The organism is Acinetobacter sp. NRRL B-65365 (assembly GCF_001605865.1).
GTDB classification, from domain to species: domain Bacteria; phylum Pseudomonadota; class Gammaproteobacteria; order Pseudomonadales; family Moraxellaceae; genus Acinetobacter; species Acinetobacter vivianii.
Window position 1 is genome coordinate 24,300 of sequence record NZ_LRPD01000005.1, and the last position, 26,297, is coordinate 50,596.

Annotated in this window: 20 protein-coding genes; 5 read left to right on the plus strand and 15 right to left on the minus strand. The window is 41.2% G+C overall.

Translation table 11 applies throughout. From position 1 onward, the window contains the following. Nucleotides 1-103: 103 nt before the first annotated feature. The 5 genes from ligA to AWW72_RS03260 form a co-directional block, all read right to left on the minus strand. Nucleotides 104-2,131, minus strand: a complete 2,028-nt coding sequence (gene ligA / locus AWW72_RS03240) for an NAD-dependent DNA ligase LigA (RefSeq protein ID WP_062846440.1) — start codon at nt 2,129-2,131, stop codon at nt 104-106. A 72-nt stretch (nt 2,132-2,203) separates the two neighbouring features. Beyond that, nucleotides 2,204-3,214 carry a cell division protein ZipA C-terminal FtsZ-binding domain-containing protein gene (locus AWW72_RS03245; RefSeq protein ID WP_062846441.1) on the minus strand — a complete coding sequence of 337 codons (1,011 nt, stop codon included), beginning with the start codon at nt 3,212-3,214 and terminating at the stop codon, nt 2,204-2,206. A gap of 1 nt (nt 3,215) precedes the next feature. Then, nucleotides 3,216-6,665, minus strand: a complete 3,450-nt coding sequence (gene smc / locus AWW72_RS03250; protein WP_062846442.1) for a chromosome segregation protein SMC — start codon at nt 6,663-6,665, stop codon at nt 3,216-3,218. Nucleotides 6,666-6,675: 10 nt separating this feature from the next. Beyond that, nucleotides 6,676-7,371, minus strand: a complete 696-nt coding sequence (locus AWW72_RS03255; protein ID WP_004770835.1) for a GntR family transcriptional regulator — start codon at nt 7,369-7,371, stop codon at nt 6,676-6,678. A gap of 367 nt (nt 7,372-7,738) precedes the next feature. Then, entirely contained in the window at nt 7,739-8,539 is an 801-nt protein-coding gene (locus AWW72_RS03260) for a sulfite exporter TauE/SafE family protein (RefSeq protein WP_062846443.1), read from the minus strand. Nucleotides 8,540-8,545: 6 nt separating this feature from the next. On the opposite strand from AWW72_RS03260, the gene AWW72_RS03265 reads away from it, so the two are divergent. Continuing rightward, nucleotides 8,546-9,322: a biotin--[acetyl-CoA-carboxylase] ligase gene (locus AWW72_RS03265; RefSeq protein ID WP_004770833.1), complete on the plus strand. Its 777-nt coding sequence runs from the start codon at nt 8,546-8,548 to the stop codon at nt 9,320-9,322. 15 nt (nt 9,323-9,337) lie between these two features. Next, nucleotides 9,338-10,081 (plus strand): pantothenate kinase, encoded by a 744-nt coding sequence (locus AWW72_RS03270; protein ID WP_047430970.1) that lies wholly within the window; start codon nt 9,338-9,340, stop codon nt 10,079-10,081. Here AWW72_RS03270 and AWW72_RS03275 read toward each other — a convergent pair. After that, nucleotides 10,051-10,638, minus strand: a complete 588-nt coding sequence (locus AWW72_RS03275; protein ID WP_062846444.1) for an RBBP9/YdeN family alpha/beta hydrolase — start codon at nt 10,636-10,638, stop codon at nt 10,051-10,053. The genes AWW72_RS03270 and AWW72_RS03275 overlap by 31 nt on opposite strands. 162 nt (nt 10,639-10,800) lie before the next feature. Beyond that, a complete protein-coding gene (ffh, locus tag AWW72_RS03280; RefSeq protein WP_004770827.1) occupies nt 10,801-12,210 on the minus strand; it encodes a signal recognition particle protein in 1,410 nt (469 codons plus the stop codon). Between the two features lie 147 nt (nt 12,211-12,357). On the opposite strand from ffh, the gene AWW72_RS03285 reads away from it, so the two are divergent. The 3 genes from AWW72_RS03285 (at nt 12,358) to AWW72_RS03295 (ending at nt 14,699) form a co-directional block, all read left to right on the plus strand. Then, entirely contained in the window at nt 12,358-13,167 is an 810-nt protein-coding gene (locus tag AWW72_RS03285; RefSeq protein WP_005256228.1) for a cytochrome C assembly family protein, read from the plus strand. A 24-nt stretch (nt 13,168-13,191) separates the two neighbouring features. Further along, nucleotides 13,192-13,695 (plus strand): hypothetical protein, encoded by a 504-nt coding sequence (locus tag AWW72_RS03290; RefSeq protein WP_062846445.1) that lies wholly within the window; start codon nt 13,192-13,194, stop codon nt 13,693-13,695. A 74-nt stretch (nt 13,696-13,769) separates the two neighbouring features. Further along, nucleotides 13,770-14,699, plus strand: coding sequence for a tRNA dihydrouridine synthase (locus tag AWW72_RS03295; protein WP_004770825.1), 930 nt, complete (start codon nt 13,770-13,772; stop codon nt 14,697-14,699). Between the two features lie 76 nt (nt 14,700-14,775). Here AWW72_RS03295 and AWW72_RS03300 read toward each other — a convergent pair whose 3' ends face one another. The 8 genes from AWW72_RS03300 to AWW72_RS03335 form a co-directional block, all read right to left on the minus strand. Then, nucleotides 14,776-15,777, minus strand: a complete 1,002-nt coding sequence (locus AWW72_RS03300) for a DUF6160 family protein (RefSeq protein WP_062846446.1) — start codon at nt 15,775-15,777, stop codon at nt 14,776-14,778. 123 nt (nt 15,778-15,900) lie between these two features. After that, nucleotides 15,901-18,324, minus strand: a complete 2,424-nt coding sequence (locus AWW72_RS03305; RefSeq protein WP_005256222.1) for a DUF6160 family protein — start codon at nt 18,322-18,324, stop codon at nt 15,901-15,903. A 29-nt stretch (nt 18,325-18,353) separates the two neighbouring features. Beyond that, nucleotides 18,354-19,082 carry a DUF6160 family protein gene (locus tag AWW72_RS03310; RefSeq protein ID WP_047430956.1) on the minus strand — a complete coding sequence of 243 codons (729 nt, stop codon included), beginning with the start codon at nt 19,080-19,082 and terminating at the stop codon, nt 18,354-18,356. 13 nt (nt 19,083-19,095) lie between these two features. Beyond that, nucleotides 19,096-21,219: a hypothetical protein gene (locus tag AWW72_RS03315; RefSeq protein WP_062846447.1), complete on the minus strand. Its 2,124-nt coding sequence runs from the start codon at nt 21,217-21,219 to the stop codon at nt 19,096-19,098. 244 nt (nt 21,220-21,463) lie between these two features. Then, complete coding sequence (locus AWW72_RS03320; RefSeq protein WP_062846448.1) at nt 21,464-22,873, minus strand: hypothetical protein; 1,410 nt, start codon at nt 22,871-22,873, stop codon at nt 21,464-21,466. A 287-nt stretch (nt 22,874-23,160) separates the two neighbouring features. Continuing rightward, on the minus strand, nt 23,161-24,552 hold the full coding sequence (locus tag AWW72_RS03325; RefSeq protein WP_005256214.1) for a hypothetical protein: 1,392 nt from the start codon (nt 24,550-24,552) through the stop codon (nt 23,161-23,163). A 252-nt stretch (nt 24,553-24,804) separates the two neighbouring features. After that, a complete protein-coding gene (dcd, locus tag AWW72_RS03330) occupies nt 24,805-25,374 on the minus strand; it encodes a dCTP deaminase (RefSeq protein WP_002120290.1) in 570 nt (189 codons plus the stop codon). A 105-nt stretch (nt 25,375-25,479) separates the two neighbouring features. After that, complete coding sequence (locus tag AWW72_RS03335; RefSeq protein ID WP_005256212.1) at nt 25,480-26,073, minus strand: LysE family translocator; 594 nt, start codon at nt 26,071-26,073, stop codon at nt 25,480-25,482. Nucleotides 26,074-26,297: the final 224 nt, after the last annotated feature.

A 26,297-nucleotide genomic window follows, 5' to 3' on the forward strand; every position in this document is an offset into this window, starting at 1 on the left:
TAAACTCGGCAAGACTCTGTCAAGATAATTATTTCCCAGTCTCAGGATTTAATTAAATAGTCCCATTCAACTCACATTCATTGAATGGGCTTTTCTTGGTAGATTAAGCCTCGTATTGCGCCAAAAATTCCAAGAACTCTTGTTCATTCATCACGCGAATATCTAACTTCTGCGCTTTATCCAGCTTACTACCCGCTTTCTCACCTGCAACCACACATTTGGTTTTACTGGACACACTACCACTGACACGTGCACCTAAAGCTTGAAGCTTTTGTGTCGCCTCATCACGTCCCATGGTTTCCAGCGTTCCAGTCACCACCCAACTCTCACCATTCAAGGGTTGGCGTGTTGGTGCTGTTGGTGCATCCCAATGAATACCTGCTGCCATTAAACGATCGAGTACCTCAATGTTATGCGGTGCCTGAAAGAAATCAGCAATCCATTCAGCAGTAATATCACCGACATCAGGCGTTTTCTTGAGTGCTTCAATATCCGCTGATTTCAATGCCTCAAGCGTCTGAAAAGTATTCGCCAGCATACGCGCTGTGGTCTCACCCACCCCACGAATCCCCAAGGCATAAATAAAGCGTGCCAAAGTAGTTTTCTTGCTGGCTTCAATCGCATCAATCAGGTTCTGAACCGATTTCTCACCCATTTTTTCAATGGTTAATAAAGTGTCACGATGCTCATGCAAATGATAAATATCAGCCACATCTTTGAGTAAGTTGAGATGTAGAAGTGACTCCACCCAACGATCACCTAGACCTTCAATATCCAAAGCTTTACGCGAAACAAAGTGACGAATCGCTTCAATACGCTGTGCCGCACAATATAAACCGCCCGAACAACGTGCCAATGCCTCACCTTCTGGCATGACCACGGGCGAATCACAGACTGGACAATTTTCTGGAAGATGCACCATCTCGGCATCCACAGGACGAAACTCCGCCCAGACCTTCTCGACCTTTGGAATCACATCGCCAGTACGGTAAACACTTACGGTATCGCCAACACGTACATCTAAACGGTGAATTTCACCAATGTTATGTAAGGTCACATTCGATACCGTCACGCCACCAACAAAGACTGGCGCTAAACGTGCAACAGGCGTTAGCGTTCCTGTACGCCCTACTTGCCAGTCAATATTTTCCACTTTGGTGAGTGCAGCCTGTGCTGGGAATTTATAGGCCGTTGCCCAACGCGGTTCACGACTCAAGAAACCCAATTGTTGTTGCTGCTTAAGGCTGTCCACCTTAATCACCATGCCATCAATTTCAACCTTGAGGTCTGGGCGTTCTTGTTGAATCTGTTCGTAACGTTGTTGTACTTCTTCAATCGAAGCACACAGGAATTGACGTTCTGCAATTTCAAAACCAAACTTGGTCAACCAATGCAGACTATCGTGCATAGTCTCAAGCCCATGATTCGGGACACACTGCGCAATCCCATAAGCATAGAACGCCAATGGACGTGAGGCTGCAATATTCGGATCAAGTTGTCTTAAGCTACCTGCCGCAGCATTACGTGGATTCGCAAAGGTTTTATCGCCTTTCGCTTCCTGATCAGCATTGAGCTTTTCAAAGCCTTGCTTTGGCATCAACACTTCGCCACGTACTTCTAGAAACTGTGGAATCGCCTGATGCTGACTCGACAATACTTTAGGTAAATTACGAATGGTTTTGACATTCTGGGTAATATCTTCGCCTGTCTCGCCATCGCCACGAGTGACACCACGAACCAATACACCATTTTCATACCACAGTGAAATCGCTAAACCATCCAGTTTCAGCTCTACTTCATACTGCACTTTCTGGTTCGGTAAACGTTCATCAATACGACGGGCAAAAGCAAACAGGTCTTCCTGATTAAACACATTGCCCAATGACAACATTGGCACTGCATGAGTGACACTTTCAAATTTCGATAAGGCTTGACCACCCACTTTATTGGTCGGGGTATCCGCTTGAATACAGTCTGGATATTGTTGTTCTAAAGCTTTCAGCTGATGAAATAAATGGTCATATTCACTGTCTGAAATGGAAGGTTGATCCATCACATAGTAAGCATGATTATGTTTTGCAATCAGTTGAATTAACTGACGCATTTGCTCAATAACTGAGTTGTGTTCCATTTAAATTTCACCATATAAAAGGGCGGAAAAACCGCCCTATAACTTTTCACTGAATTTATTATAAAAGATTCATTAAGCTGTTGCTTGATTTGGTCGATAATCAATCACGTGATGACGCCAATGTTCTTTTAACTGCGGCGTAAATTCCAGATTATTTTCATCATAGACCTTACCATCGACTTCACGCGCAATTAAACCCGCAATACTGGTCATCATGTCATAACCCGTAACGGCCTTGCTGTTTGGTAATGCCAAGAAGAATGCAAGACCTTGCACCTGCTCACCAGATAAGGTTTCCAGATCAAAACCAGCTGGGCCATTATCCGTCATACGCAATACTGAGAACATCAAGGCACTTGGTTCATCGGTATTTTCATAACGATGGAAGCACGACATTTCACCGAAACGTAAGCCATATTTTAATAAGACTTTGAGTGCTTTATCACCCGATAATGCACGACGTGGATTCGGATAAACATTCAGAGCAATGATCTGCTCTGCGGTAGCTAAAGCACTTTCATCGTCGTAACGTTGTTGTTCGTGTAAATGCACATCCAGAATATTACTTTCGCCATCAAACTCTTCAATTGCGACCGTTTCGATATTCGGGTTCAAGCTGAGTTCTGCTTCGGTTTTATTTTCCTCAGCTTTCTCTGTCGCTTCTGCATTTTCAGAGACGATTGTTGTTTCTGCTTCAGCAGTCACGGTCTCATCTTTTTGAACAGTTTCAGTTTCTACAACTGTTTCAACAGTTTCTTCTTTAGCGACTTCTTCTGTTGAAACGATAGCTTCTGTTTTTTCTACGGTATTTGCAGTCTCAACTGTTTTTTCTACTGGAGTCTCTGCCACAACCGCGTCTGTATTCAGACTTGGTTCAACACGTTCAGTTGTGGTGACCACTTCATCTGGTAAAACTTGATCTCGTACATGACGAGGGATGACAGGCTGCTGACTTTCAGGATTAATATATAAATCCGCTTCTAATGACGGCTCGACTGGTTTCGGTTTTCTTAAAAGCATCATTAAACCAACGAGCATAATCACAACGGCGATAACAATGCCTATTATTGTATTCATTTCCATACTATGACTCCGCAACTAACCCGTATTCTTTTGCCTGCTCTAAATCGACAGTCACTAATTTTGATGTGCCTGGCTCTGGCATGGTCACTCCCAGTAAGTCAGTTGCCATTGTCATCGCCAATTTATTATGTGTAATGTAAATGAATTGCACCTGTTCAGAAAGCTCTTTTACCAAATTACAATACCGCTGAACGTTGGCATCATCCAAAGGCGCATCAACTTCATCCAAAACACAGAATGGTGCAGGGTTTAATCTAAAGATCGCAAACACCAGCGCCAATGCGGTCAAGGTTTTTTCACCGCCCGATAAGAGAGCCAATGAACTGTTTCGTTTGCCTGGTGGACGCGCCATCAATTTCACACCAGATTGCCAGTCATCTTCAAGACTTAAGCTCGCTTCCCCGCCATTAAAGACTTTAGGGAAAAGGACTTGCATCTCTTGATTGACCTGATCAAAAGTGGTCATGAATAGCTTACGGGTTTCCTGATCAATACTTTTCATGGCATCTTTCAGTTGATCAACCGTATTCTGCAAATCCTGCATCTGATGACTGAGTTCATCAAAACGCTGTGATACTTCCTCATATTCCTGTGAAGCTGCCAGATTGACCGCACCAATTTTTTCGAATTGCTGCTGTGCCTTTTCCAGTTTCTGTTGATGATCTTTAATTTCAATCGACAGATCAGACAAAGCCTCTGCATTCAACTCTTTCAGTTGTTCCAGATAATGTTCACGATCCGATTTGGCTGCCTGCCAAGCCAAACGCTTTTGCTCTAACTGTTCACGTACCTGCTCATCTTTTTGCTGGGCTTGATGACGCTGTTCAGTCAACTGCTGCTGTTTCTCTTGAATCTGATTCAGTTCAAGTTGCCATTCATTCCAGTTTTTTTGCAATTTTTCAGTTTGATGAAATTGTTCCTGAAATTGTGACTCTAAATTTGGCAGTTCCAACTGAATCGGATCAACAAATTTCTTTGCCTGTTCAATTTGTTCAATAATTTGATGATACTGCGTTTTTAAGAATGAAATATCTTTCTCTAACAGCTCCATTTGCTGATTGGCCTGAGATGTTTGGCGACGCAGACTTTCACGTTGCTGTTGCTGCTGAAGCAACTGCTGTTGTTGCTCATCCAGTTGTTCATTCAGGTTTTCTACCTGAAACTGCAAGGTTTTATAATTCGGCAATACCGCTTCTAATTTGAGTGCAAGCGCGTGTAAATCAATTTCCAGATCATCACGCTGCATCGCATCTTCTTCAAGCTGTAGATCCAGTTGTTTGAGTTGATCTGCCAATTGCTGTTGCTGCAATACAAAAGCCTGCGCTGTACTTTGCAATTTGGCAATTTGCACATCCAGCTGTTGCAGCTCTTTCTGTTTTTGTTTCAGACTTTGCTGTTGTTGCTGTAACTGTTGTTGTTGCTGTTGCAAGGTGTGCTGCTGTTGAGAAAATTGCTGTTCCAGCTCAAGCAGCTTGGGTTGTTTCTCCGCAAGTTGCAGCTCAATTTCCTCTAAACGCACTTGATGGCTCAACATACCTTGCGCACTTTGGCTATCTTCATCGTAATGCAGACCAATCACCCAATCTGCGCCAACATGATAACCATCCAGCGTTAAAATCGACTGTGCCTGTTGGAGCTCTGCTTGATGCGCTAAAGCGATTGCCAGATTCTCAGCCACGGCAACATTTGCCCATAATGAAGACTGTGGGGCTTCAATCCAGTCACTTAGACAGGTCAAATGTTGAATTTGAATACCTTGTTGCGTCGCTGTCTTTAATTGTCGAGCCACGCCTTCTTGAAATGACTGTTCATCATCCAGTAAATGCGCTTGTAACCATTTGGCCAAGAACTTTTCAATGATACTGGCATGGCTTTTACCTTGCGCGGTTAAACGCAGGCTTTGCATCAAGCGAACCGTATTCTGCTGATGCTTTGGACTTTGTTTTGCCACCAGTTGATTCAAATTCTTTTGTTCAGCCAGTAAAACCTGTATTTCGGTTTTAAGCGTCTGCACATCTGCCTTATCCAGCTGTTGTTGTTCTTGTTGCGCCTGTAAATTTTGCTGTAGTTCTTCAATAGCGGCTTCCAGCTCAACTATCTCTTGATGAAGTTGTTGCTGCAATTGTTCCAGTTGTGCCTGTTCTTCATCTTGAACCTGCGCTCGAATCTGACCACTTTGCGATTGTAGCGTTTGCTTTTGCTGTTCGATTCGCAACACATTTTTGGCAAGCTGCTCAATTTGCGCGGCCATCTGCAACTTTTGCTGTTGTTGCTTATCGACCTGTGCTTTGAGCTGTTCAAACTGCTGTTGTGCTTGCTTTTGCTGGGCCTGAACATCACTCACGTTTTGTTCAGCTGTTTGTGTTTGCTGTTCTAATGCCAGCAATGTTTCATTTTGCTCATCAAACTGGGCAGATAAAGTTTCGATCTGGAGTTCAGACAACTGTAAACGTTCTTTGGTCTGTACTTTCTGCTGTTCAAGCTGTACCAGACTACTGCTATTCTGCTGGAATAGGCTCTGCTTTTGTTCCAGTGTCATCTTCAACTCAGCCAGTTTTTTCTCTGCCTGCTGCCACTCATGTTGCAATGGCGAAGACTGCTGAATTAAGCGCTGAAATAAGGCACTGGTCGCTTCCAGATCATGTTCAATCGTCTGTGATTCAGAACGAACCAATTTAAATTGTTCACCCAATGCCGTCATTTCAACGGTATATTCTTGTTGTAATTTTTGGCTTTGATTGGCTTGGAAAGACAGAATCTCAATTTTTAAAGTACGGATCTGCCCTTCTAAGGTTTTGTATTGAATCGCAGCTTCAGATTGACGCTTCAAGCTTCTCAGCTGTGATTTTAGTTCCGCGGCAATGTCATCTAAACGTGCCAAATTTTGTTCAGTATGTTCTAAGTGCTGTAAAGTCTCGCGACGACGTGCCTGATAACGCGATACTCCAGCGGCTTCTTCAATAAAGACCCGCATTTCTTCAGGCTTGGCATCCACCAGACGGTTAATCATGCCCTGTTCAATCACCGCATAAGAGCGCGGCCCTAAACCTGTGCCCAAGAAAATATCGGTAATATCACGACGGCGACAACGCGTACCATTCAGGAAATACTCCGATTTCCCTTCACGTGTCACCTGACGACGGACGGCCAGCTCATTATAGGCGTTATATGCCCCACCCAATTTACCATAGGTATTGTCAAAACGAAGTTCGACACTGGCAACACCAACAGGTTTACGCTTGGCTGTCCCAGTAAAGATAACATCCTGCATACTGCCGCCACGCAATTGACGTGCGTTGGACTCGCCCATGACCCAGCGAATCGCATCAATAACATTGGATTTACCGCAACCGTTCGGCCCCACAACCGCAGTTCTGTTCGCCTTAAAATTTAATGTTGTACTATCGGCGAAAGATTTAAAGCCTGAGAGTTTTAAACTACTTAAACGCATACTGCCCTAACTAGCGGCGTGAGCGTCTAGCCCAGGCCAATTCAATCTGTTTCATACGTGTCAGAGATTCCAACACAAGGTTACGCAAGTGTCGACAAAAATCTTCCATAAATAAAGCAGCTTGTTGTGATTTTCGGATCAAAATAGCATCAATCACCAGCTTAAACAGGGTAAATGACTCTTGTAGCTCCCGACGCGAGGTATTCAAGGTAAGAAAATAGCTACGGCGCAATGAAGGCAACAGTTCTTTATAAAATTGCATGAGATATGGATTTGCCACCATTTCATGTTGTTCAGCTAAATATTTAAAGATTGCATCGTAAAATTTTTCAATGTCACCCGCCCTGACGAACTCAACCAATTGATCCAGTAAAGCTTGTAAATGCTCAGCTTCATTGACACGCCAAGTTTCACTAATGCGTTGCACGATATGCCCCAGAACCATCACATTGGTATCAAACAATGCTTTGACCTGTTGCGCCGACATTTCAGATACAATCGCACCACGTCGTGGAAAAATCTCAATTAAATATGTACGTTCCAGTAATAACAATGCTTCACGGACAGAACCGCGACTGACATCTAATTCTTTCGCAATGCGCAACTCTTGAATACGTTCGCCTTCAACCAGCTCACCGCTAATAATTTGTTCACTAATATATTTTGCAATCTGTTCAGAAAGACTATCAGCCTCTTCGAGATTCATGAGCGCCTCGCTATCTTTGTTATACGCATTGTCCAATGCTATTTACGCTTTTTTGTTTTAACTGATCTCACCCTATAAATTCTATATCATTGTCTGACAATTTTATTGCTTTTTAAGCCAATCGTCCTGAAAAAGCCCCCATCCATTCTCAAAATAGATAAAAAAATCATTTTTTCTATTTTTATTATCAAATATTTATATTTTCCATGAGTCGCCAACCATCCATCTGATCGGAAAATAACTTTATGGAATAAATCACAAAAAATATTATTTATATTAAATCAATCGCAATTTAATCATGGATGAATACACACATAAGCATCTTCATCCATTCTTGAAGTTCATGACTAACGAAACAAATTAATATCTACATCAACCCTTTGTAGATGAAATAACACCCAACCACCACCAGCAAGCCTGCAAAGCATTTTTTCAACATGGCTGGCGATAACAGATGAGCAACCTTGGCACCAAATTTCGCGGTGATAAAGCTCATGACACTAATGCCCAAAAAAGCATAAACATGCACATAACCAATGGTATTCGGTACTTCAATCTGTTCTTTGGCACCAAACCACATAAAGCCCAATGCACCTGCTACAGCGATCGGCAATCCACACGCTGCCGAAGTCGCCACTGCTTTTTGCATCACCACCCCATGACGATTAAGATAAGGAACGGTCAAGCTGCCACCACCAATACCAAAAATCGCCGATGCCACCCCAATGCCACCACCCGCAGCCAGCTGTAATGGTGCGGATGGCAAATGTCGATTTGGATCAACCACGGCATTGGCCCCTTTAAACATCTTATAGGCCATCCAGACTGCAAATACACCGATCACCAGTTGCAAATGCTGCCCTGACATCAAGTCGGCAATACCAGCGCCCAAAAATGATCCTATCACCAACCCCGGTGCAAGATTACGAAACACGGGCCAAAGCACCGCACCTTTCTTATGATGGGCCGTTACCGAACTAATTGAGGTCACAATAATGGTTGCTAACGATGTACCCACTGCAATATGCATAATGACATTCGGGTCATAATTCATTTGCGTGAAGACAATATATAAAATCGGCACAATAATTAAGCCACCGCCCACACCAAATAGCCCCGCAGCAAATCCGGCAATTGCACCAATCAGCAAATATATGATTAACTCCATAAACAAATGACCACGCTACTTGTAAAAATGATGGATGATTTCGCAACCCGCCAGCTTCAACAATTATTGAACGCAAAAAATCAGTTTCCCGAAGTGGTTTTACTCAAGACCACCACGACATCAACCAATGATGATATGCGTGAAATTGCAGAAAAAGGCATTACGACAGGACTGGTTTGCAGTGCGCAGCAAACACAAGGTCGAGGTCAACATCAACGACCATGGTCCTCTCCTGAAGGAAACATTTATTTAAGCACACTGATCCAGACCAAGACAGCACTAGACGGTCGTCTGGCATTGGAAATTGCGTTAAATATTCTACAGATGCCGAGCTTACACGGTCTTCAACTACAAGTGAAATGGCCCAACGATTTATATAGTCCTCAAGGGAAATGGGGCGGCATTCTGGTAGAGCCGCTTTCGACTCATCAAGCCATTATTGGGGTGGGCATCAACTTAACCACGCCACCTGTGGAAAATGCTGACCAGCAAATTACCTCCTTACAAATGCTCGGTTTAGATCCAATCGACCGAATCGGATTAATTGCTGAACTCTATACGGCAATCCAACAGGCAGCCCAGTGGTTTGAACATGGCAGTTATAATCTGGCAGAACGTTTTAACCACCACGCGATTTGGCTCAATCAGCACGTGGAATTTGAGCATACCCAAGGCAAAGTTCAGGGACTATTCCAAGGTATCTCCAATGAAGGCGCGGTATTGATCAAGACCGATCAAATCCAGCAATTCTATCAAGGTCGCTTACGTCTCGCTTCAGTTTGAGAATAGGAAAAGCTCATGAAAAGTTTATGGCTTGATATTGGAAATACCCGTTTAAAATACTGGATTACACAGAACGATCAGGTGCTTGAACACGCAGCCGAATTACACCTGCAATCTCCTGCCGATTTATTACTGGGTTTAATCCAGCATTTTCGTCATCAGAACCTGACGCAGGTCGGTATTTCTTCCGTACTCGATTCAGAGAATAATCAGCGTATCCAGATGATTCTCAATATTCTGGATATTCCGATTATCTTTGCCAAAGTTCATGCAGAGTATGCTGGTCTGAAATGTGGTTATGATGTACCAAGCCAGCTCGGGATTGACCGCTGGCTGCAAGTCTTGGCAATGGCAAAGCCAGCTGAAAATTTTTGTGTAATTGGTTGCGGGACTGCCCTGACCATCGATCTAGTTGAGGGTTTACAGCATCTTGGTGGTTATATTCTGCCAAATCTCTATCTGCAACGGGATTCGCTGATCCAGAATACTAAAGGGATCAAAATTCCAGACTCTGCCTTTGATAATTTAAAACCAGGTCATAACACGGTCGATGCAGTCCATCACGGTATATTGCTGGGTCTGATCAGTACCATTGATCAAATCATGCAGCAATCCCCGAAAAAGTTAATCTTAACAGGTGGTGACGCCGCTTTATTTGCTAAATTCCTCAGTCATTATCAACCTCAAGTTGAATCGGATTTATTGCTACAAGGTTTAAAACACTATGTTCAGCTAAATTCAGCTTTGAGCAAGGTTTGAAGTGCCTGTAATAACTGTGGAAACTCCTTAAAGCCATCTTCTGTACGAAAATGCCCAGCCTGAGCGACCTCAATCAGCTGGGCATTGAGCAGGTTTGAAAATTTAAACATCAATGGCACAGGAATCACGGGATCATTACTGGAAAAGAAAACCAGACGTCGCTGAATATTCGCTCTCAGAATGCCGCTCTCAAACTGAGCTTGTTGAATAAAAGCATTAAATTCTGGATGTTGAGCAATCGGGTCATTAAAACCAGCAATAAAAATTCCTGCTTTGATGCTCATTTGCTTCAATTTCTGAGCCAAAAATCGTGAGAGTGCTACACAAGAAAGCCCATGTGCTACCACGATACTCCGCTCATTCAGCCCTTTTAATTGCGCTTCCAGACAAGTTTGCCAAATCTCCGCTTCGGGATGACTGGCATCTGCAAGAAATACACGCTCAACCCTAAGCTCATCGCTTTTCAGTTGTTGTTCTAACCAGCCATACCAATGCTGATCGGGATCGGCATTTTCACAATGCAGAATAAATACGCTATTTTTTGAATTATGTGACATATTTAACACTATTTTTCAATAAAAACATAAACTTAGAAATATATATTGCGCTTTTTTAATTATTCTTAACATTAATATTTTGTATCAATTTTATACAATACCACTCAAAATATAGGCATAGAAAAAGGCGCATTACGCGCCCTTTCAGGAAGTCGATAGAACTTACTTTTTCTGGTCATTACTACCAAATAAAGGGCCCATACCACCACCGCCACCAAATTGTTTTTGCATATTGCCCAATGATTTCAGCATTTTGCTCATACCTGATGGATTCGCAAATTTCTTCATCATTTTCGCCATTTGTGCCTGTTGCTTGATCAATTTATTCACTTCAGCAACGTCCATACCACAACCAGCAGCAATACGTTTTTTACGACTTGGGTTAATCAAATCAGGGTTACGACGCTCTTTGATCGTCATTGACTGAATGATGGCTTCCATACGCTTCACTTGCTTTTCAGGATTGGCTTTTTCAATCGCGTCCTGAATACCCGCATTGCTCATGCCTGGTAATTTGTCTAGGAAGCCCATCATGCCGCCCATTTTGCTCATTTGCTCAAACTGCATCAGCATATCTTCAAAGTTGAAGTTACCGCCTTTTTGCAGTTTTTTTGCCATTTTCTCGGCTTTTTCTTTGTCGATTTTGCGTTCAACTTCTTCGACTAAAGAAAGAACGTCACCCATACCCAAAATACGTTGTGCAACACGATCCGGATGGAATGGCTCAAGTGCATCCAGTTTTTCACCAATACCTAAGAACTTGATTGGCTTACCAGTAATGGCACGAACCGAAAGTGCTGCACCACCGCGTGCATCACCATCAGTTTTAGTCAGAATCACACCAGTTAAAGCCAAAGCATCATTAAACGCTTTTGCAGTATTGGCAGCATCCTGACCTGTCATTGCATCAACAACGAATAAGGTCTCGGTTGGTTTCACCGCCGCATGTAATTCTTTGATCTCGTCCATCATGTCTTCATCGACATGTAAACGACCTGCTGTATCGACAATTAGAACATCAGCAAACTGGATTTTCGCTTGCTCAATCGCACGATTCACAATATCAATCGGCTTTTCAGACGCTTCAGATGGAATGAAACCGACACCGACTTCATTCGATACGGTTTCTAACTGCTTGATCGCTGCTGGACGATAAACGTCGGCAGACACCGTCATTACTTTTTTCTTTTGGCGTTCTTTTAAGAAACGTGCCAATTTTGCAGCAGTCGTGGTTTTACCTGCACCTTGCAAACCGGCAAGAAGCACAACAACTGGTGGTTTTGCACTTAAATCTAATGTTTCATTTGCCTCACCCATCATCTTGGTGAGTTCATCATAGACAATCTTTACAAATGCCTGACCAGGAGAAAGCTGAGTCATGACTTCTTGACCGAGCGCTTCTTCCTTAACCTTCGCGATAAATTCACGAGTTACAGGTAACGCCACATCGGCTTCAAGAAGTGCCATACGTACTTCACGTAGGGTATCTTTAATATTGTCTTCGGTCAGCTGCCCTGAGCCAGTAACATTTCTTAAACTCTGTGTGAGTCGTTCTGTTAAGGTATCAAACATTGCGAAATCCGCTTAAAATGGCTAGTTGCAAAAAAATCTTTCTTAAAATAGAAAATTTATGCATAAGATGCTATAGGATACTGTAGTTCGAAGCGAATTTATATCTTATATGGTGAATATTATTCATCCTCCTAAAAAAGGTTTGACATGATCAGTCTCCCCTTGGTTTACACAATTTTGGCACTTATCGCCTATACCAGTTCATTCTGGTATTTGTTTATTCGTTTAATGTCAAAACGTACTCCAAATCTTTGGTGTTATGGCCTGATGGTCGGTTTAGGACTAGTGCTGCATGCGACTGTCCTTTCCCAAGACATGCTGACATCTATTGGGGTGAATTATGATGTATTCAACCTGATGTCCTTCACTTCTGGACTCATGTTGGCACTCAGTCTGATCCTGAGCCTGATTCGCCCGATCCTGCCATTGAACCTGATTGGAACGCCTGTAGCCGCTTTTGGTTTAATTCTCGGCTTCGCTTTTAGCCAGCCAAATCAAATTATTGAACAACATAGTTTTGGTCTGGACTTACATATCATTTTGTCCCTGTCTGCTTATGCTGTGCTGCTCATGGCAACCATTCATGCTGTTCTGCTCTGGTTTCAGGATCGGGAACTAAAAAAGAAACAAAAACGTCGTATCTGGGTGAATTTGCTTCCACCATTTCAGGTGATGGAGTCATTATTATTTGACTTGATTATTACTGGATTTGGCCTGCTTACAGCCGCATTATTGTTCGGCTTCTTTACCATTGATAACTTTTTTGCCCAACATCTCGCACATAAAACTGCATTTAGTATCATTTCATGGTTCTTATACGGCGCATTATTGATCGGACATTACAAGTTTGGCTGGCGTGGACGCAAAGCAATTCGTTTCACCATTACAGGTTTTGTCCTGCTCGCAATCGGTTTTATGGGCAGTAAATTTGTTTTAGAAATGATATTAGGACGTTGATAAAACGTTCTAATATGGACTCTCATGTACTCTTACTATAAAAATACAGATAGAGATGGCGTAATAGACCTGTATGAATTAGATCAGGAATATTACTGCTTAAGAGCAATTTTTATCACGTCAACAATAATTTTAAATTCAGCTGTTATCGATGAACAATCTAATTTATTTCTTCCAGAAGGAAGTTTTTCTGAAAATTTAGAACAATTATCTGTAACGACAAAAGAAGAGTTTTTAAACTTTTGGCATAAATCTACATCGCGACATTTAGATGCATGGAATAGCTTAAAATGCAAACTTCACATCAATCAAAGTATTGATACAGAGATTGTTTGTTTCTATCCTCAAGGTGTTATTGTTAAATATAATGAAATTTTTTTGGGTTTAGTTAACTACAAAGATTGTGAATCTATTTTAGGATCAGAAAACATGTATCCTCAGCAAAAAATTAATCTTTATGTGCAAAACTTTGATGATGAAAACTTATGGATTAACTTCTCTGTAAACGCCCAACATCAACTTGTGTAGCCGCCCCTATCATTTCCTAGACATCTTATTAAAAAATGCGTATAACGCTGTTTTCGCTTAACTAGGTAAAAATCGTGAAACTTGTACTCGCTCCGATGGAAGGTCTTACTGATCCAATCATGCGTGATGTGCTCACCCATGTTGGCAGTTTTGATTGGTGCGTGACCGAGTTTATCCGTATTACCGATAGCATTCAGCCAGATCATATCTACTATAGCTTTTGTCCAGAACTGAAAAATGGTGGTAAAACCGCAGCTGGCACGCCTGTACATGTGCAATTTCTGGGCAACAACCCAGAGATGCTCGCTGCCAATGCAGCCAAAGTGGTTGAACTGGGCGCACCTGCGATTGATCTGAACTTTGGTTGTCCAGCCAAAACAGTAAACCGCCATCGTGGGGGTTCTGTGTTACTAGATGAGCCAGAAACCGTACATCTCTTAGTCAAAGCCGTTCGTGATGCTGTACCTGCACATATTCCAGTTTCAGCAAAAATGCGTTTGGGCTATCTTGATGAAAATCACACTTTGGATAATGCCCATGCCATTGAAGATGCTGGTGCGAGCTGGCTCACCGTACATGCACGCACCAAAGCAGATGGTTATACCCCACCCGCCTATTGGGAAAAGATCCAACCGATTACCGAAGCATTAAAAATCAATGTTATTGCCAATGGTGAAATCTGGAACAATGCCCATGCAAAAGCCTGTCTAGAGCAATCTCATTGTCAGGATTTAATGATTGGTCGGGGTGCGGTGACTACACCAGATTTAACCTTATGTATTCGTCAAAATATGGATCAGGCGCTGCTGTCTTGGCCGGAACTGGTGGAATTGCAGCTACGCTTCCTAAGTGGACAATACAAGACTGAAATTGGCATGGTCGGACGTTATAAGCAATGGCTCGGTATGATGACCAAGGCGTATCCTGAAGCCCAGCAACTCTGGGGACAGGTGAAGAAGATTAAACAGCTCGAAGACATCCTTCAGTATTTAAAGCAAAGCTAAGGCTATTGCTGAAATTCGATTTTAAATTAAAAAAAGCGGCCTAAGCCGCTTTGGAAAACCTAAAATCAATTCAAGATTACATTCCACTCACTTTCATTTTTAAATTCGTTACGGAAGCCCCTGTCATACCAATATTTCCAATCGAAGCATTTGGTAAATTATTAAAGACACCTGACTGTTGGGCTGCATTTGAACCCAACAGGACATTATTCAACTGTAAATCAAACTTGTCTGTTGTACCTGCATTGCCAAAAATAATCCCGCCCTTATCAGCTCCCTCTGTACCATACACGCCAGCATAGAAACCTTTAAGCCCAAAAGGACTACCATTATGTCCTGTCAATTTAAAGTTAAAACTTGCACCAACAGCGGTCGTTGCTGCGTTTCCAGAGGTTGTATAATCAGAAACCAGCATAATATTACAACCATTTCCTGAACCACAGATGGACTCAATTGCACCATCAAACATAATCATGTGCCCTTGCGGTGCCGCGCCCAGCTGGATGTTCATACTTGGTTTATTTGATGCAAAAACGATATCGATACCACCTACACGCAACAGTTCTTTAACATCACTTTTAAGTAAAGTCCCTGCCGTAAAAATGGAATTACGTGTATAGCTACTTCCATTTAAATTAGAAAGCGAATTTGATCCTGCGGTATAAATAGAGAAAGGTGAGATTCGAAGTCCTGTAATACTGTTATCGAAAGTCAAACCAATATTTGCAAAAGCGCCCTTTGCAGCAGCATTACCCTTATCTGTATCAATGGTTGCTTTCAAGCCGAAAGTGGTCTCGGTACTGCCATTTAATCCAGACACTTTTACAGGCGCTGCAACAGCTTGTCCTGCCACCCCAGCAATCACCAGACCTGCACGACCCGTATAACCACCACTTGGCAGACCATCATTATCAATGATTGCCATTTGATTGAACTGGACATTGGACTGTACACCAATGGTCAAACCGTCTTGTCCAGTCGTTGCTGAAAGACTCTGATCGTCCATCGGCTGCATCGCCATTGTTAATGGACTTAACAATAATAATGACAAACACGCTAGCTTCTTGTTTTTATTCATTGTCCTCATCCATAGACAAATGTTTAAAATATATACTACAGCTTAACATAACCCACTCACCGCACAATCACTTTATCGTTAGACAGATAAGTGGAAGCATCTACTGTTACACCATCAAATGCCTTAGTTTCGAGGCATAATTGAAAATTGGCTGGTTAAGCGTCCACCAGTAATTGCCATTTCACCTAAACGCTGAGCACCGCCACTCGGGCCATAAAGGTTAATATCTCGAGTTCTAAAGACACCGTCAGTGGTACGATTCGGGTTAAAGGTTAGCCCAGCATTAAAGCTAGCTACCCCTTCTCCTGAACTATCTCGACTGATCTTAATGGCATTGTTAAACGCAACATCACCCTGAATATTATCTAGGCCTAAAGTTGAACCATCCACAGGATCACTAATTTGAATCGTGTTATTGCTTGCTGCATTTAATTTAAGATCACCGACAATATTCAAGGCATTGCCTGAGCCATCCGCTTTATATTCGTTATTTGGAATAAGAGACAGATTCATATCTCCGCCGATACGAAGTTTTAAACCAAATAAAACATCATTACTCAGTGCAAAGTTATTATTTGGTGAAACGCCACCAGTATAAGTTGCACCTGGTAAATAACCCGCGGCGACTTCTGCTGCCATCACGATGAGCATATCTTTGAGAGTCGCGTTAAAACTGCCATTTTCGAGGCCGAGACTTCCCGTTCCTTTTAATAACATATCAATATTACGTAATCCCATGTAATAGTTTCGAGCGCCATCAATTACCAGAATAGAAGTGGTTTTATTTCCCAAAGCCTTGTAGTTGCTATCACGATCTACGCCTGTGGTACTCATACCCAATGAAAAACCCAATCTTGGCGTTTCACCAGTGCTTCCAACACTATGTTTCACACCATTTTTATCAAAATAGAAAGCCTCATTGGCATTCACCTTAGTCCCATACATTGCCATATTGGCATTCAGGTTATAAAAAGGTAAGGCTAAGCCCCAGTTATTATCCGTGTGATTAGTGATTGGTGCATATCCACTTTCAGGATTACTGGTTGCACTGTTGGTAAAACGTCCACGTCGAGAAATTGCCTGAAACTCTGCACCCCGAATTGCCACAAGCAGACTATAAGGATTTGTGGTACCTGTTTGGGTATGAAGACTTTGCGTATAGTCCACATCTCGGGTTAAGAAACTACCATTACCAAATTTAGAAGTCTGGAAAACATAGTTTGCTGGTAGAAATACCGAACGGGCATCAACCAGATTAATATAGACATTACCTGTATCAAATGAGCCTCGGCTACCTAACTGTAATCCCGTTAAATTGCCAAATTCAAAACCATAGGTATTTAATCCAGCACCGCCAATTTCTAACGTTGTCGCCTTTCCGTCACTCCCCAACATGGAGTCATTATCTTTAGTAAATTCAGCCTTCATACGGAATGCAACACCCGTTTTCCCCATAATGGCATTTCCGTCAGTGGTGCTGCCGAGAATATTAGTTCCCTCAGGATTGCCATAGCTGCTTCCATAAGCAGGATTCGCTGCATTACTTGCATTGATACCACGTAACTGTAGAGAACCATTAATCATACGACCATTGGCTCCGACACGAATTAAACCTTTAGCCTTATTATCAGGACTGGCTTGCTGATTTAACGGCGTATTGGTTGCATCCAGCGTATAAGGAGAAGCTGGATTTGCTTTTTTATTCAATAAAAACTCTAAATTTAATCCAGCATTGGTCGCTACGCCGCCATCTGCGTAGGTTCCAGCTGTAACATTGCCTGTATCTTTAACACGCGTAAAATCGACATAACCATAATCAGTCGTCGGTGTCTGGGTCAATGAAGCATTTGCTGCATTGCCAGTAAGTAATGCATTATTGGTTTGTAGCTTGATCCCTTCAACAGAATCGACAAACATCACGCCTTTGCCCAAAAAGTTAAAATTCAGATTCTTTAGAACCAGTTGATTCAACTCATTATTTGAAGTCTGACCCAAATAAATATTGGCATTTTTAAGGCCTAACTCTAACGAAGCCTGACTACTTTTACTAAACAGTCCGTCCGTCGTTTTAAACTTCAAGTCCAGTGGTGATGTTGTTTGAATAGCTAAATTACCAATATCACTACTACATCTATTGGTATCGCAAATCTGAAATGAATCAATCGTAATAAGAGACGGATTTGAGGAAAGCTCTATGTCTAGGCCCGTTTTATTGCCATTGCTACCAGTATTCAGCTTATAGGTTGTCCCAAGTGGGTTGCCTAATGCATTTTGCTGAATGTTAAAATTATTAGCGACTGCTTTTAAGGTCGTGCCCGCTGCATCAGAACTTCCTCGTCCTGCATCATCCTGCCAAAAAAACTGATCTACATGGATCTTGTCATAGGTGGTTTCAATATGAACACCATCTTGTCCATTTACACTACGTAAGGCACTATCATCCAACGCTTGTAAGGCATAAGCAGAATGACTAATAAAAAATATACTTGCAGCTAAAGTATTGAGTGCAAAACTTATATTCCTAGCATTTTCATTATTTTTTTTCATCGCTTCAATCCTTTGAAATTTATATCCGGTTAGCAACGTGGATGGCTTGCATCGCAAGAAAACATCATTACATTTCCTTGAATCGCCAAATTACCATTCATTTTTAACCCCATAAATCCCGTTTCTTTATTACGGTCATACACGGAAGGATGATCAGCAGCGTATGTCGGTGCTTTTAAATAGCCATAGCCATTTGCTGGCGGTGTAGTCGGATTATTCCCTTCGACCAGTTTTCCATTACTATCATAGTAACTGGTAAAATCATCTTGCTCGATGGCAAGAGCATTAAAACCAAAATTACGAATCAAAATCGGCTTGGTTGGGTCAAAGCTTAATTGCATTGCTGGTTTAGTTCTTGCAGCTCCGCCATCATCGTTATAAATCAGGTCAACACCATCCAGACCTAACTTTTGCAAATCAATAGTTCCTTGTATCCCTTTAAAGACCAACCAGACTTTATTCGCTGGATTAGCTTGGGTCGGATCACTAACAGGCTGATTACCATTTCGGACAAAACGTTTATTGACCGAAATCCCAAGATGACAAAAGGCCAAGTTTTCACACACACCACCCAGACCATTATCAAACTCGTATTTTCCAGTGGTACTGTTATAAATCTGGTTCAATGATAATTTGAGAGATAAATCCGCCCCTGCCTGACCTTCAACAGCCTGTAAAGCTTCATTATCCAGACTTTGTAATTCGGCATGCGTTAACGTTGTGGCTAATACAAGAAGTAAAGTTGTGATTTTTTTCATCGTATTACTCCTTTTATAGTCCAGTTGTCGTAATTTTAAGATGCTGAATCAAGACACCATCAATCACAGCCGAACCCATATTATTGATTGGCGAAGCAGTATTTAATTTATAAGTATTAATATCCGCATTTGGTGTAGTTGAATACCAACGTCCATCTACAATACGTGCATCAGGTAATGCTCCAGTATTTGGAACCACAAATTTTTGATTATTATTCCCTGCATCTTGGCGTGTATAACCTGCATTTAAAACAGATGGATCATAAAGTGATGTACTCTCAATGTTGACCCAGTTTACGCCGCTGGTTGAATCAAATCGCAGGCCGTAATCACCATTACTTCCTGTAGCTGTACCACCGCTGGTGCGATATTGCCAACGATAACCACTACAGAATAATCCTGAACAACCAATACTCGTCCGTTGTTGATTTTGTAACTGATAGAAATACTGATCTTTTGATACTGTGCCTGAGTTTAAAGACCCAAAAGAAATACCAACTGCATCCTGTGTACTATTTCCTTTAAATGCCTGAAGTGTTTTACCACCGTCATTACTATAGACAGTACCAATGCCAATACTACTGTGTGTAGCATTTGAACCCTGATAAGTTTTTCCACCCAAGCTGATATTGCTACCACATTGATAAACGTTACAGGTAGACCCTTTATAACTTGTATCTGCACCTGTGTAATCGGTATAGATTTGCTTATAAATACTTTCTTTATTCGGAATACGTGCAACTTCCAGACTGAAGTTCTTACCATCTGAACCCAAAATCACAGGCTGATATAAATTACCCAACACCAGATTGGTATTTAGGTTATAAATAAAAATCCCTTCATTTGCATCAAAAGTAGGTGCATTGCCCCCTTGAATCGCAGGTGTTGATAAATTCGCGGTATCTGTTGTTTCTCGAGTACTTAAACGGAGTACACGATCATTTAGGCCTGTTGGTGCAGTCCAGTTACCCGTTGATGTTATTTTAGTCGTCTGACTACGAATACGATACTCCGTCACTCCTGTTCCACCAGGGTTACTGGTTTGTCCTGGGCTATAACGAGGTGTCCAGATGTCTGTACCTGACCCGCAAGCAGTACAAGTTTCGCCGGCATTCAGCGTAGGCAAGGTATCTGTTTTTGTAGAAGTAGGCGTATTAATCGTCATGCCTGCTTTTAAATTAGCACCATCCCCACTATTGAAACGGAAAATACCAGATATACCCAATGTGTTGTTATAAAAAGGACTTAAGCCCCCCGTACTCCCTGCACCATTTAAGGTCTGGAATATTTTTACATTACTACCATTTAAACTAAAGCCGTTCCATATCCCTTGCAAACGCAGACGATTCGCACGAGTAGGATCAATACTCGTGCCGACTAAACCAGCATTATTTCCATACTGGAACTGGTCCGCGGCACCATCCGCTTTATTTGGATTGCGAACAAAGGCATCCGCCCATAAGCCAAGTTTTAAGTTATAAGCATTTACACCAACAGGATCTGCTCCTGTTTTAATCACAGTGGGAGCACCCGTACCTGTTGCATTATCATTATAATATTCATACAAAGGCGCTTCTAAAGCCATGTAGGTGACTTGCCCTGTATCGGTATTCGGTGTACTGCCATCTGGCGTAAAGGTAGGAACATTGGCTTGCGACTGAACTTTTAAGATCCATGGATTACTTGCCGATCCCCAGCTACTAATTGCATTAATCGCATTTCCAGCAGTATTTAAACCTATACGTTCATTATTATTGGTTGAACGACCTGCATTTGAGGCAGAAAGCGCCAATCCGTATAGAAATAAATCGGCTTTACCTACTGCGCGGTCTCCCGCATCTACACTACCACTTTTATTTGTATCTGTTGCTGCAAGAGATAAAGGCCCGACTGGAACATAGTTAATGTAGCCCGTATCTAATTGACGATTAAGTAAATCTGCACCTGTTGTGGTATTTTTTTCACCCTGAAAAATCATATATGTATTTTGTGGGAGTAGCGCTATGCCTTCACCTGTCGTTTGACTTAAACCTTCATCGGAGAGTTCTTGTAATGCAAAAGCAGATTGACTGATACATAGTCCAATAAAACTTGCTAAAACAGTCTTTTGAAATAAATCCATATGGAGTATAGCCATCTTGACCTTCCTAAATACCCGATGCTCCGCACCTACGTTATATTTTTTCTTTCATCCTTCTGAGTGATTTAAAAACTGCTTCCTAGCATCACTCAAGCTATAGACGAATCATGTCTATCTCATCACAATTTATTATGCCGAATAATTACACAAATGCAAAACAAACTGGCTAAATGTTACATTTTTCCGATGAGTGTATAGATGAAAAGCAGCCTGAGCTGCTTATGTTATTTTTCGAATTAAACTAACAGAACTTCAAAGTACCATAGCAGTTCGGCGTAAATTTTTGGGTGGCTAATTCTAAATTAGTTAAAGCCATTTGTGGCCTTGTTGCATACATTAAATCAACGGTACCAACAGGAATATCACCGCCAAATAAACAATTTCCTGCCAGATTATTACCACATTGAATTCGCCCTTTATCCGTTTTCAAAAAATTACTCACCTGCCTAAATGCTTCATTGAGAGTGTCTTTGGGAATATCAACATTAAAAGTAGGTTGAATAAATCCGATGTCAATTGGATTAGTAAACTCAAGCCACCAACCATTTTGAGAAATAGATGTATTCTTCGTCCACTGAATATTTTGAGACTGTAAAGAAAGTGAAGCTGCTGTCCCGTTTAGATTCGCTTTATGGAAATAACCTAAGTCCTCACTAATCGCCACATCAACCATTAAGTTTTGAATCACCCCAGTTACATTCTTATTGTTTAATGGAACATCAACAAAGCCTAATGCTCTAGCAACTGCATCAATAGTTCCAGTTAAAGCAATATCTCTAACTGCAGCAGTTGCCGTTAAATTCGCACTAGTTATACGTTTTCCTGTAATTTCTTGCTGTTTTAAAGTTAAATCACCTTTTAAAACATTACTACCGCTCGATTTATCACGAAGATTTAAGTTATAAGCAGTTGTTGTAAATGGAATATTTCCAATGCCAAACAATGTACAACATACTTCGCCAGAAATAGCATTATAGCCATCTGACTGTTTTAATGTGCCTTTTGCTGCCTCTCCTGCGACTAGACTTGTTCCAAATCCATTTACATTGGCAAGACCTGTTGTCGCGGCAATCTGCATATATCCACTGAGTGAGTTAATCCCACTTTTAGCCGCACCATTTTCCAAACCAAAAGTAATTAAACCCAAAGCCTTTTCCGCGCTTAAGTTCAGTCCAACAATTTGACGTGTCGAAGCTTTATCGGGATTTTTGATTGCGAACTCAATAAATGGATTGGTAAGAACTGCAGATGAGCCTGCACGTGCGGCACGGTCAGTCGCACTATCGGTATTGGATGTAGCAGAGTTACCTAAACCACTCAAACTCAAATAATCAATATCGATATCACAACCGCCAGTGCCATTGACACCACCACAACCCAACTGAAGTTTTTTAATATTGACGTTGAGTTCCATTTCAGCTTCTAGGCCTAGCTTATAGAAACCAATGGTTTTATCTCCCCCAAAACGGTTTGCTTCCTGATTTGCTAGATCAGTGGGTGCAACATAAGACAAACTCATCAATGCTTGACCCGTTGCTGCTGACAATTCACTATCGGTCATACTTTTCAAAGTATGTGGAACTGCATAGGCTGCATTGCAACACCAACTCATTACCCCTAGAAAAAATATAAATGAATATCTATTTTTCATCGAAAAAATCCCTTTATTTTCTAAAACTTAGATGAATTAACCATCAATATAAGTTTTACTTATAGGCAAATTATTAACAATTCTGCCTTCCCCCATACGCAATATAATCAAACTATTGTTAAATAATAAGTAACTTCCGATGAAACTCTCCAATATTTAATTTTTGGTCTATTAAAGGGGGGATCTATTTATAGGTTTTTTCTTTAAACCAGCGCGCAAAATATTAGAGTAATAAATGAATAGACAAATAAAAAGCAGCCGTAGCTGCTTAAGTTTTTAAGATAAAACTAGCAGAACTTCAAAGTACCATAACAGTTCGGCGTAAATTTTTGAGTGGCTAGCTCTAAATTGGTCAACGCCATTTGTGGGCGGGTTGCATTGATTAAATTCACAGTCCCTGTTGGAATCGTATCACCCAAAAGACAATTTAATACTCCAAATGTTCCACAATTAATCGGATGATCTGTCAAATATTGAGATACTTGTGAAAATGCTTCATTGAGCGTGGCTTTAGGAATGTCAACATTCAAGGTAGGTTGAATAAAACCAATATCGATTGGATTACTAAACTCTAACCACCAGCCATTTTGTGAAACAGATTTATTATTACTCCATTGAATATTCTGTGATTGTAACGAAAGTGACGCTGCTGTCCCATTTAAATTTGCTTTATGGAAAAAACCCAAATCTTCACTAATCGCAACATCGACCAGCAAATTCTGGATGGTACCTGTTACCTGTCTATCCAGATTTAACCCGATCGCTTTTGCCACAATATTCCCACTTAGGTCAATATCACGTACCTTTGCAGTAGCAGTTAAATTGGCACTGCTAATTCGCTTTCCAGTAATCGCTTGTTGCTCTAAGGTTAAATCACCTTTTAGAATATTACTCCCCGTTGCTTTATCTCTAAGGTTGAGTGCATAAGAGGTTGTTTCAAAGTTAATTGTAGGTACGCAAAGAGCTGGAAGACTACATACCTTACCTGTAATCGGATTATAGCCATCTGACTGATTTAAGGTTCCTCGCCCTGCTTCCCCGGATACCAAACTGGAGCCAAACCCATTTACATTGGCAAGACCGGTTGTCGCAGCAATTTCCATATAACCACTGAGTGAGTTGATACCCGTTTTTGTCGGGCCATTTTCTAGACCAAAGGTAATTAAACCCAAAGCCTTCTCTGCGCTTAAATTTAGTCCAACAATTTGGCGAGTTGAAGCTTTATCGGGGTTTTTGATTGCAAACTCAATAAATGGGTTGGTGAGAACTGCAGATGAGCCTGCACGTGCGGCACGATCGGCCGCGCTATCGGTATTGGAAGTTTCAGAATTACCTAAACCACTTAAACTCAGGTAATCAATATCAATATCACAACCGCCTGCCCCATTCACCCCACCACAACCTAACTGAAGCTTTTTAATATTCACGTTCAGTTCCATCTCAGCTTCTAGACCTAACTTATAGAAACCGATTGTTTTATCTCCGCCAGCGCGCTGTGCTTCTTTATTGGCTAAATCAGTAGGTGCGATATAGGACAAGCTCATCAATGCCTGCCCTGTCGTTGCAGACAGTTCACTATCCGTCATGCTTTTCATTGTAGTAGAAGTTGCATATGCCGTACTTAAGCAAGAGCCGCCTAACAAGAGCATTGCCAAATGAAGAGACTTGAACTGTCGCATAACCGACCTCCGTGTTTAAAACATCCATACATGTTTATTTTTATCGCGTATTTATATGATCACTATAGATTCCAAATCTATATTTTTTCTGTGATTCTGTACAAAAAAAAATCAAATTTATTAGATTGTATCTTATTTTTTTTAAAATGCTAGGTTCATTTATCTGAACAATTTAACCGATAAAAAAATTGAATATTTTTAAAGTATTTAGCTGAAAAAAAACTCACCGCAATTGGGTGAGTTTTTTAATATTTAGGTCTTCGGCAATGTCACACCAGTTTGACCTTGGTATTTACCACCACGATCTTTATATGAAGTTTCACATACTTCATCACTTTCAAAGAACAACATTTGTGCAACACCCTCACCCGCATAAATACGCGCTGGCAAGTTTGTTGTATTCGAGAATTCCAGTGTAACGTGACCTTCCCACTCTGGTTCTAACGGCGTAACGTTTACAATAATCCCGCAACGTGCATAAGTTGATTTACCAAGACATACGGTTAACACATTACGTGGAATACGGAAATATTCAATCGTACGCGCTAAAGCGAATGAGTTCGGCGGAATGATACACACATCAGACTCAATATCGATAAAGCTTTTATCATCGAAGTTCTTAGGATCTACGATTGCCGAGTGGACATTGGTAAATACCTTGAACTCACGTGCACAACGGACATCATAGCCATAGCTCGATACCCCGTAAGAAATCAACTTTTCACCGTTTTTATCAAAACGAACTTGATTTTCCGCATAAGGTTCAATCATGCCGTGTTTTTCGCTCATTTCACGAATCCAACGATCAGATTTTATAGCCATGACTTTTTATCCAAAGACGAAGTTAATAATTGGCGAGTACTTTAACTTAAAATGGTATTAATGAAAACAACACCTCTAGCCTTAGCGTCAATAGAGGTGTGAATTTTATAAATTACTGAGCGCTGAATAGCTAATCGGGATCGCAAAACTGACCAGCACGATACATGCGGTACGTTGTAATTTCGCTTGAGAGAGCCAGTTCACTTTATTGGTTGCCAGCATTGCACCAACAGAGATCCAGAATAAAGCTATCGGAAGAATAAGCCCGACAAATGTGCTCATGTGCGCCATATAAATGTCCTGACTTTTCCATGCAGCAGCAGGAAAAATAGCTGAAGCAAATAATAAAGCCTTAGGATTGAGTAAGGTTGCACAAAGCAATTCTTTAGGGCGAATGGTCGGTTGGTTTAAAACCACGTCCTGATTCGCTGTACGCCACAACTTTATTGCAAGAAAAACGATATAAGCCGCACTCAATAATTTCAGAAATATGGGTAATAAAGGTAAAGTCGCTGACACTTTGCCAATCAGCATTCCCCATGCGGTAATGGCAATAATATAACCGACAGCTTCCGCTGGAATAAGCAGTAAAGATTTACGTAATCCGACCTGAATCCCTGAAGATGCAAGTAAGGTATTGGTTGGACCAGGAGTCAGCAGAATGGTTATCACTAAACCAATAAAAAACCATGAAATCATTGAATGACCTCACTAAGAGAGATTTTCAGATTAATCCAATTACACAGCTATAGCAAAAAAATAACTGTAAGGACTTATGACTAAATCCTACATAAGTTTTTATTTTATTTATATTTTTAAAATTACAAGTAGCACTAACTCAACAGTCACAGGGATAATTCTGGATATTTAAGATTCAAATTTTAGAGACGGCTTGATTATTGTCTCAACCACCCTCAAATAAA

Coding starts and splice junctions, on each gene's coding strand:
- ffh (WP_004770827.1), bottom strand. CDS start 12,210: ATGTTTGATACCTTAACAGAACGACTCACACAGAGTTTAAGAAATGTT.
- AWW72_RS03265 (WP_004770833.1), top strand. CDS start 8,546: ATGACCACGCTACTTGTAAAAATGATGGATGATTTCGCAACCCGCCAG.
- dcd (WP_002120290.1), bottom strand. CDS start 25,374: ATGGCTATAAAATCTGATCGTTGGATTCGTGAAATGAGCGAAAAACAC.
- AWW72_RS03325 (WP_005256214.1), bottom strand. CDS start 24,552: ATGCGACAGTTCAAGTCTCTTCATTTGGCAATGCTCTTGTTAGGCGGC.
- AWW72_RS03305 (WP_005256222.1), bottom strand. CDS start 18,324: ATGAAAAAAAATAATGAAAATGCTAGGAATATAAGTTTTGCACTCAAT.
- AWW72_RS03320 (WP_062846448.1), bottom strand. CDS start 22,873: ATGAAAAATAGATATTCATTTATATTTTTTCTAGGGGTAATGAGTTGG.
- AWW72_RS03245 (WP_062846441.1), bottom strand. CDS start 3,214: ATGGAAATGAATACAATAATAGGCATTGTTATCGCCGTTGTGATTATG.
- AWW72_RS03260 (WP_062846443.1), bottom strand. CDS start 8,539: ATGGAGTTAATCATATATTTGCTGATTGGTGCAATTGCCGGATTTGCT.
- AWW72_RS03315 (WP_062846447.1), bottom strand. CDS start 21,219: ATGGCTATACTCCATATGGATTTATTTCAAAAGACTGTTTTAGCAAGT.
- smc (WP_062846442.1), bottom strand. CDS start 6,665: ATGCGTTTAAGTAGTTTAAAACTCTCAGGCTTTAAATCTTTCGCCGAT.
- AWW72_RS03275 (WP_062846444.1), bottom strand. CDS start 10,638: ATGTCACATAATTCAAAAAATAGCGTATTTATTCTGCATTGTGAAAAT.
- AWW72_RS03300 (WP_062846446.1), bottom strand. CDS start 15,777: ATGAATAAAAACAAGAAGCTAGCGTGTTTGTCATTATTATTGTTAAGT.
- AWW72_RS03255 (WP_004770835.1), bottom strand. CDS start 7,371: ATGAATCTCGAAGAGGCTGATAGTCTTTCTGAACAGATTGCAAAATAT.
- AWW72_RS03290 (WP_062846445.1), top strand. CDS start 13,192: ATGTACTCTTACTATAAAAATACAGATAGAGATGGCGTAATAGACCTG.
- AWW72_RS03285 (WP_005256228.1), top strand. CDS start 12,358: ATGATCAGTCTCCCCTTGGTTTACACAATTTTGGCACTTATCGCCTAT.
- ligA (WP_062846440.1), bottom strand. CDS start 2,131: ATGGAACACAACTCAGTTATTGAGCAAATGCGTCAGTTAATTCAACTG.
- AWW72_RS03270 (WP_047430970.1), top strand. CDS start 9,338: ATGAAAAGTTTATGGCTTGATATTGGAAATACCCGTTTAAAATACTGG.
- AWW72_RS03335 (WP_005256212.1), bottom strand. CDS start 26,073: ATGATTTCATGGTTTTTTATTGGTTTAGTGATAACCATTCTGCTGACT.
- AWW72_RS03310 (WP_047430956.1), bottom strand. CDS start 19,082: ATGAAAAAAATCACAACTTTACTTCTTGTATTAGCCACAACGTTAACG.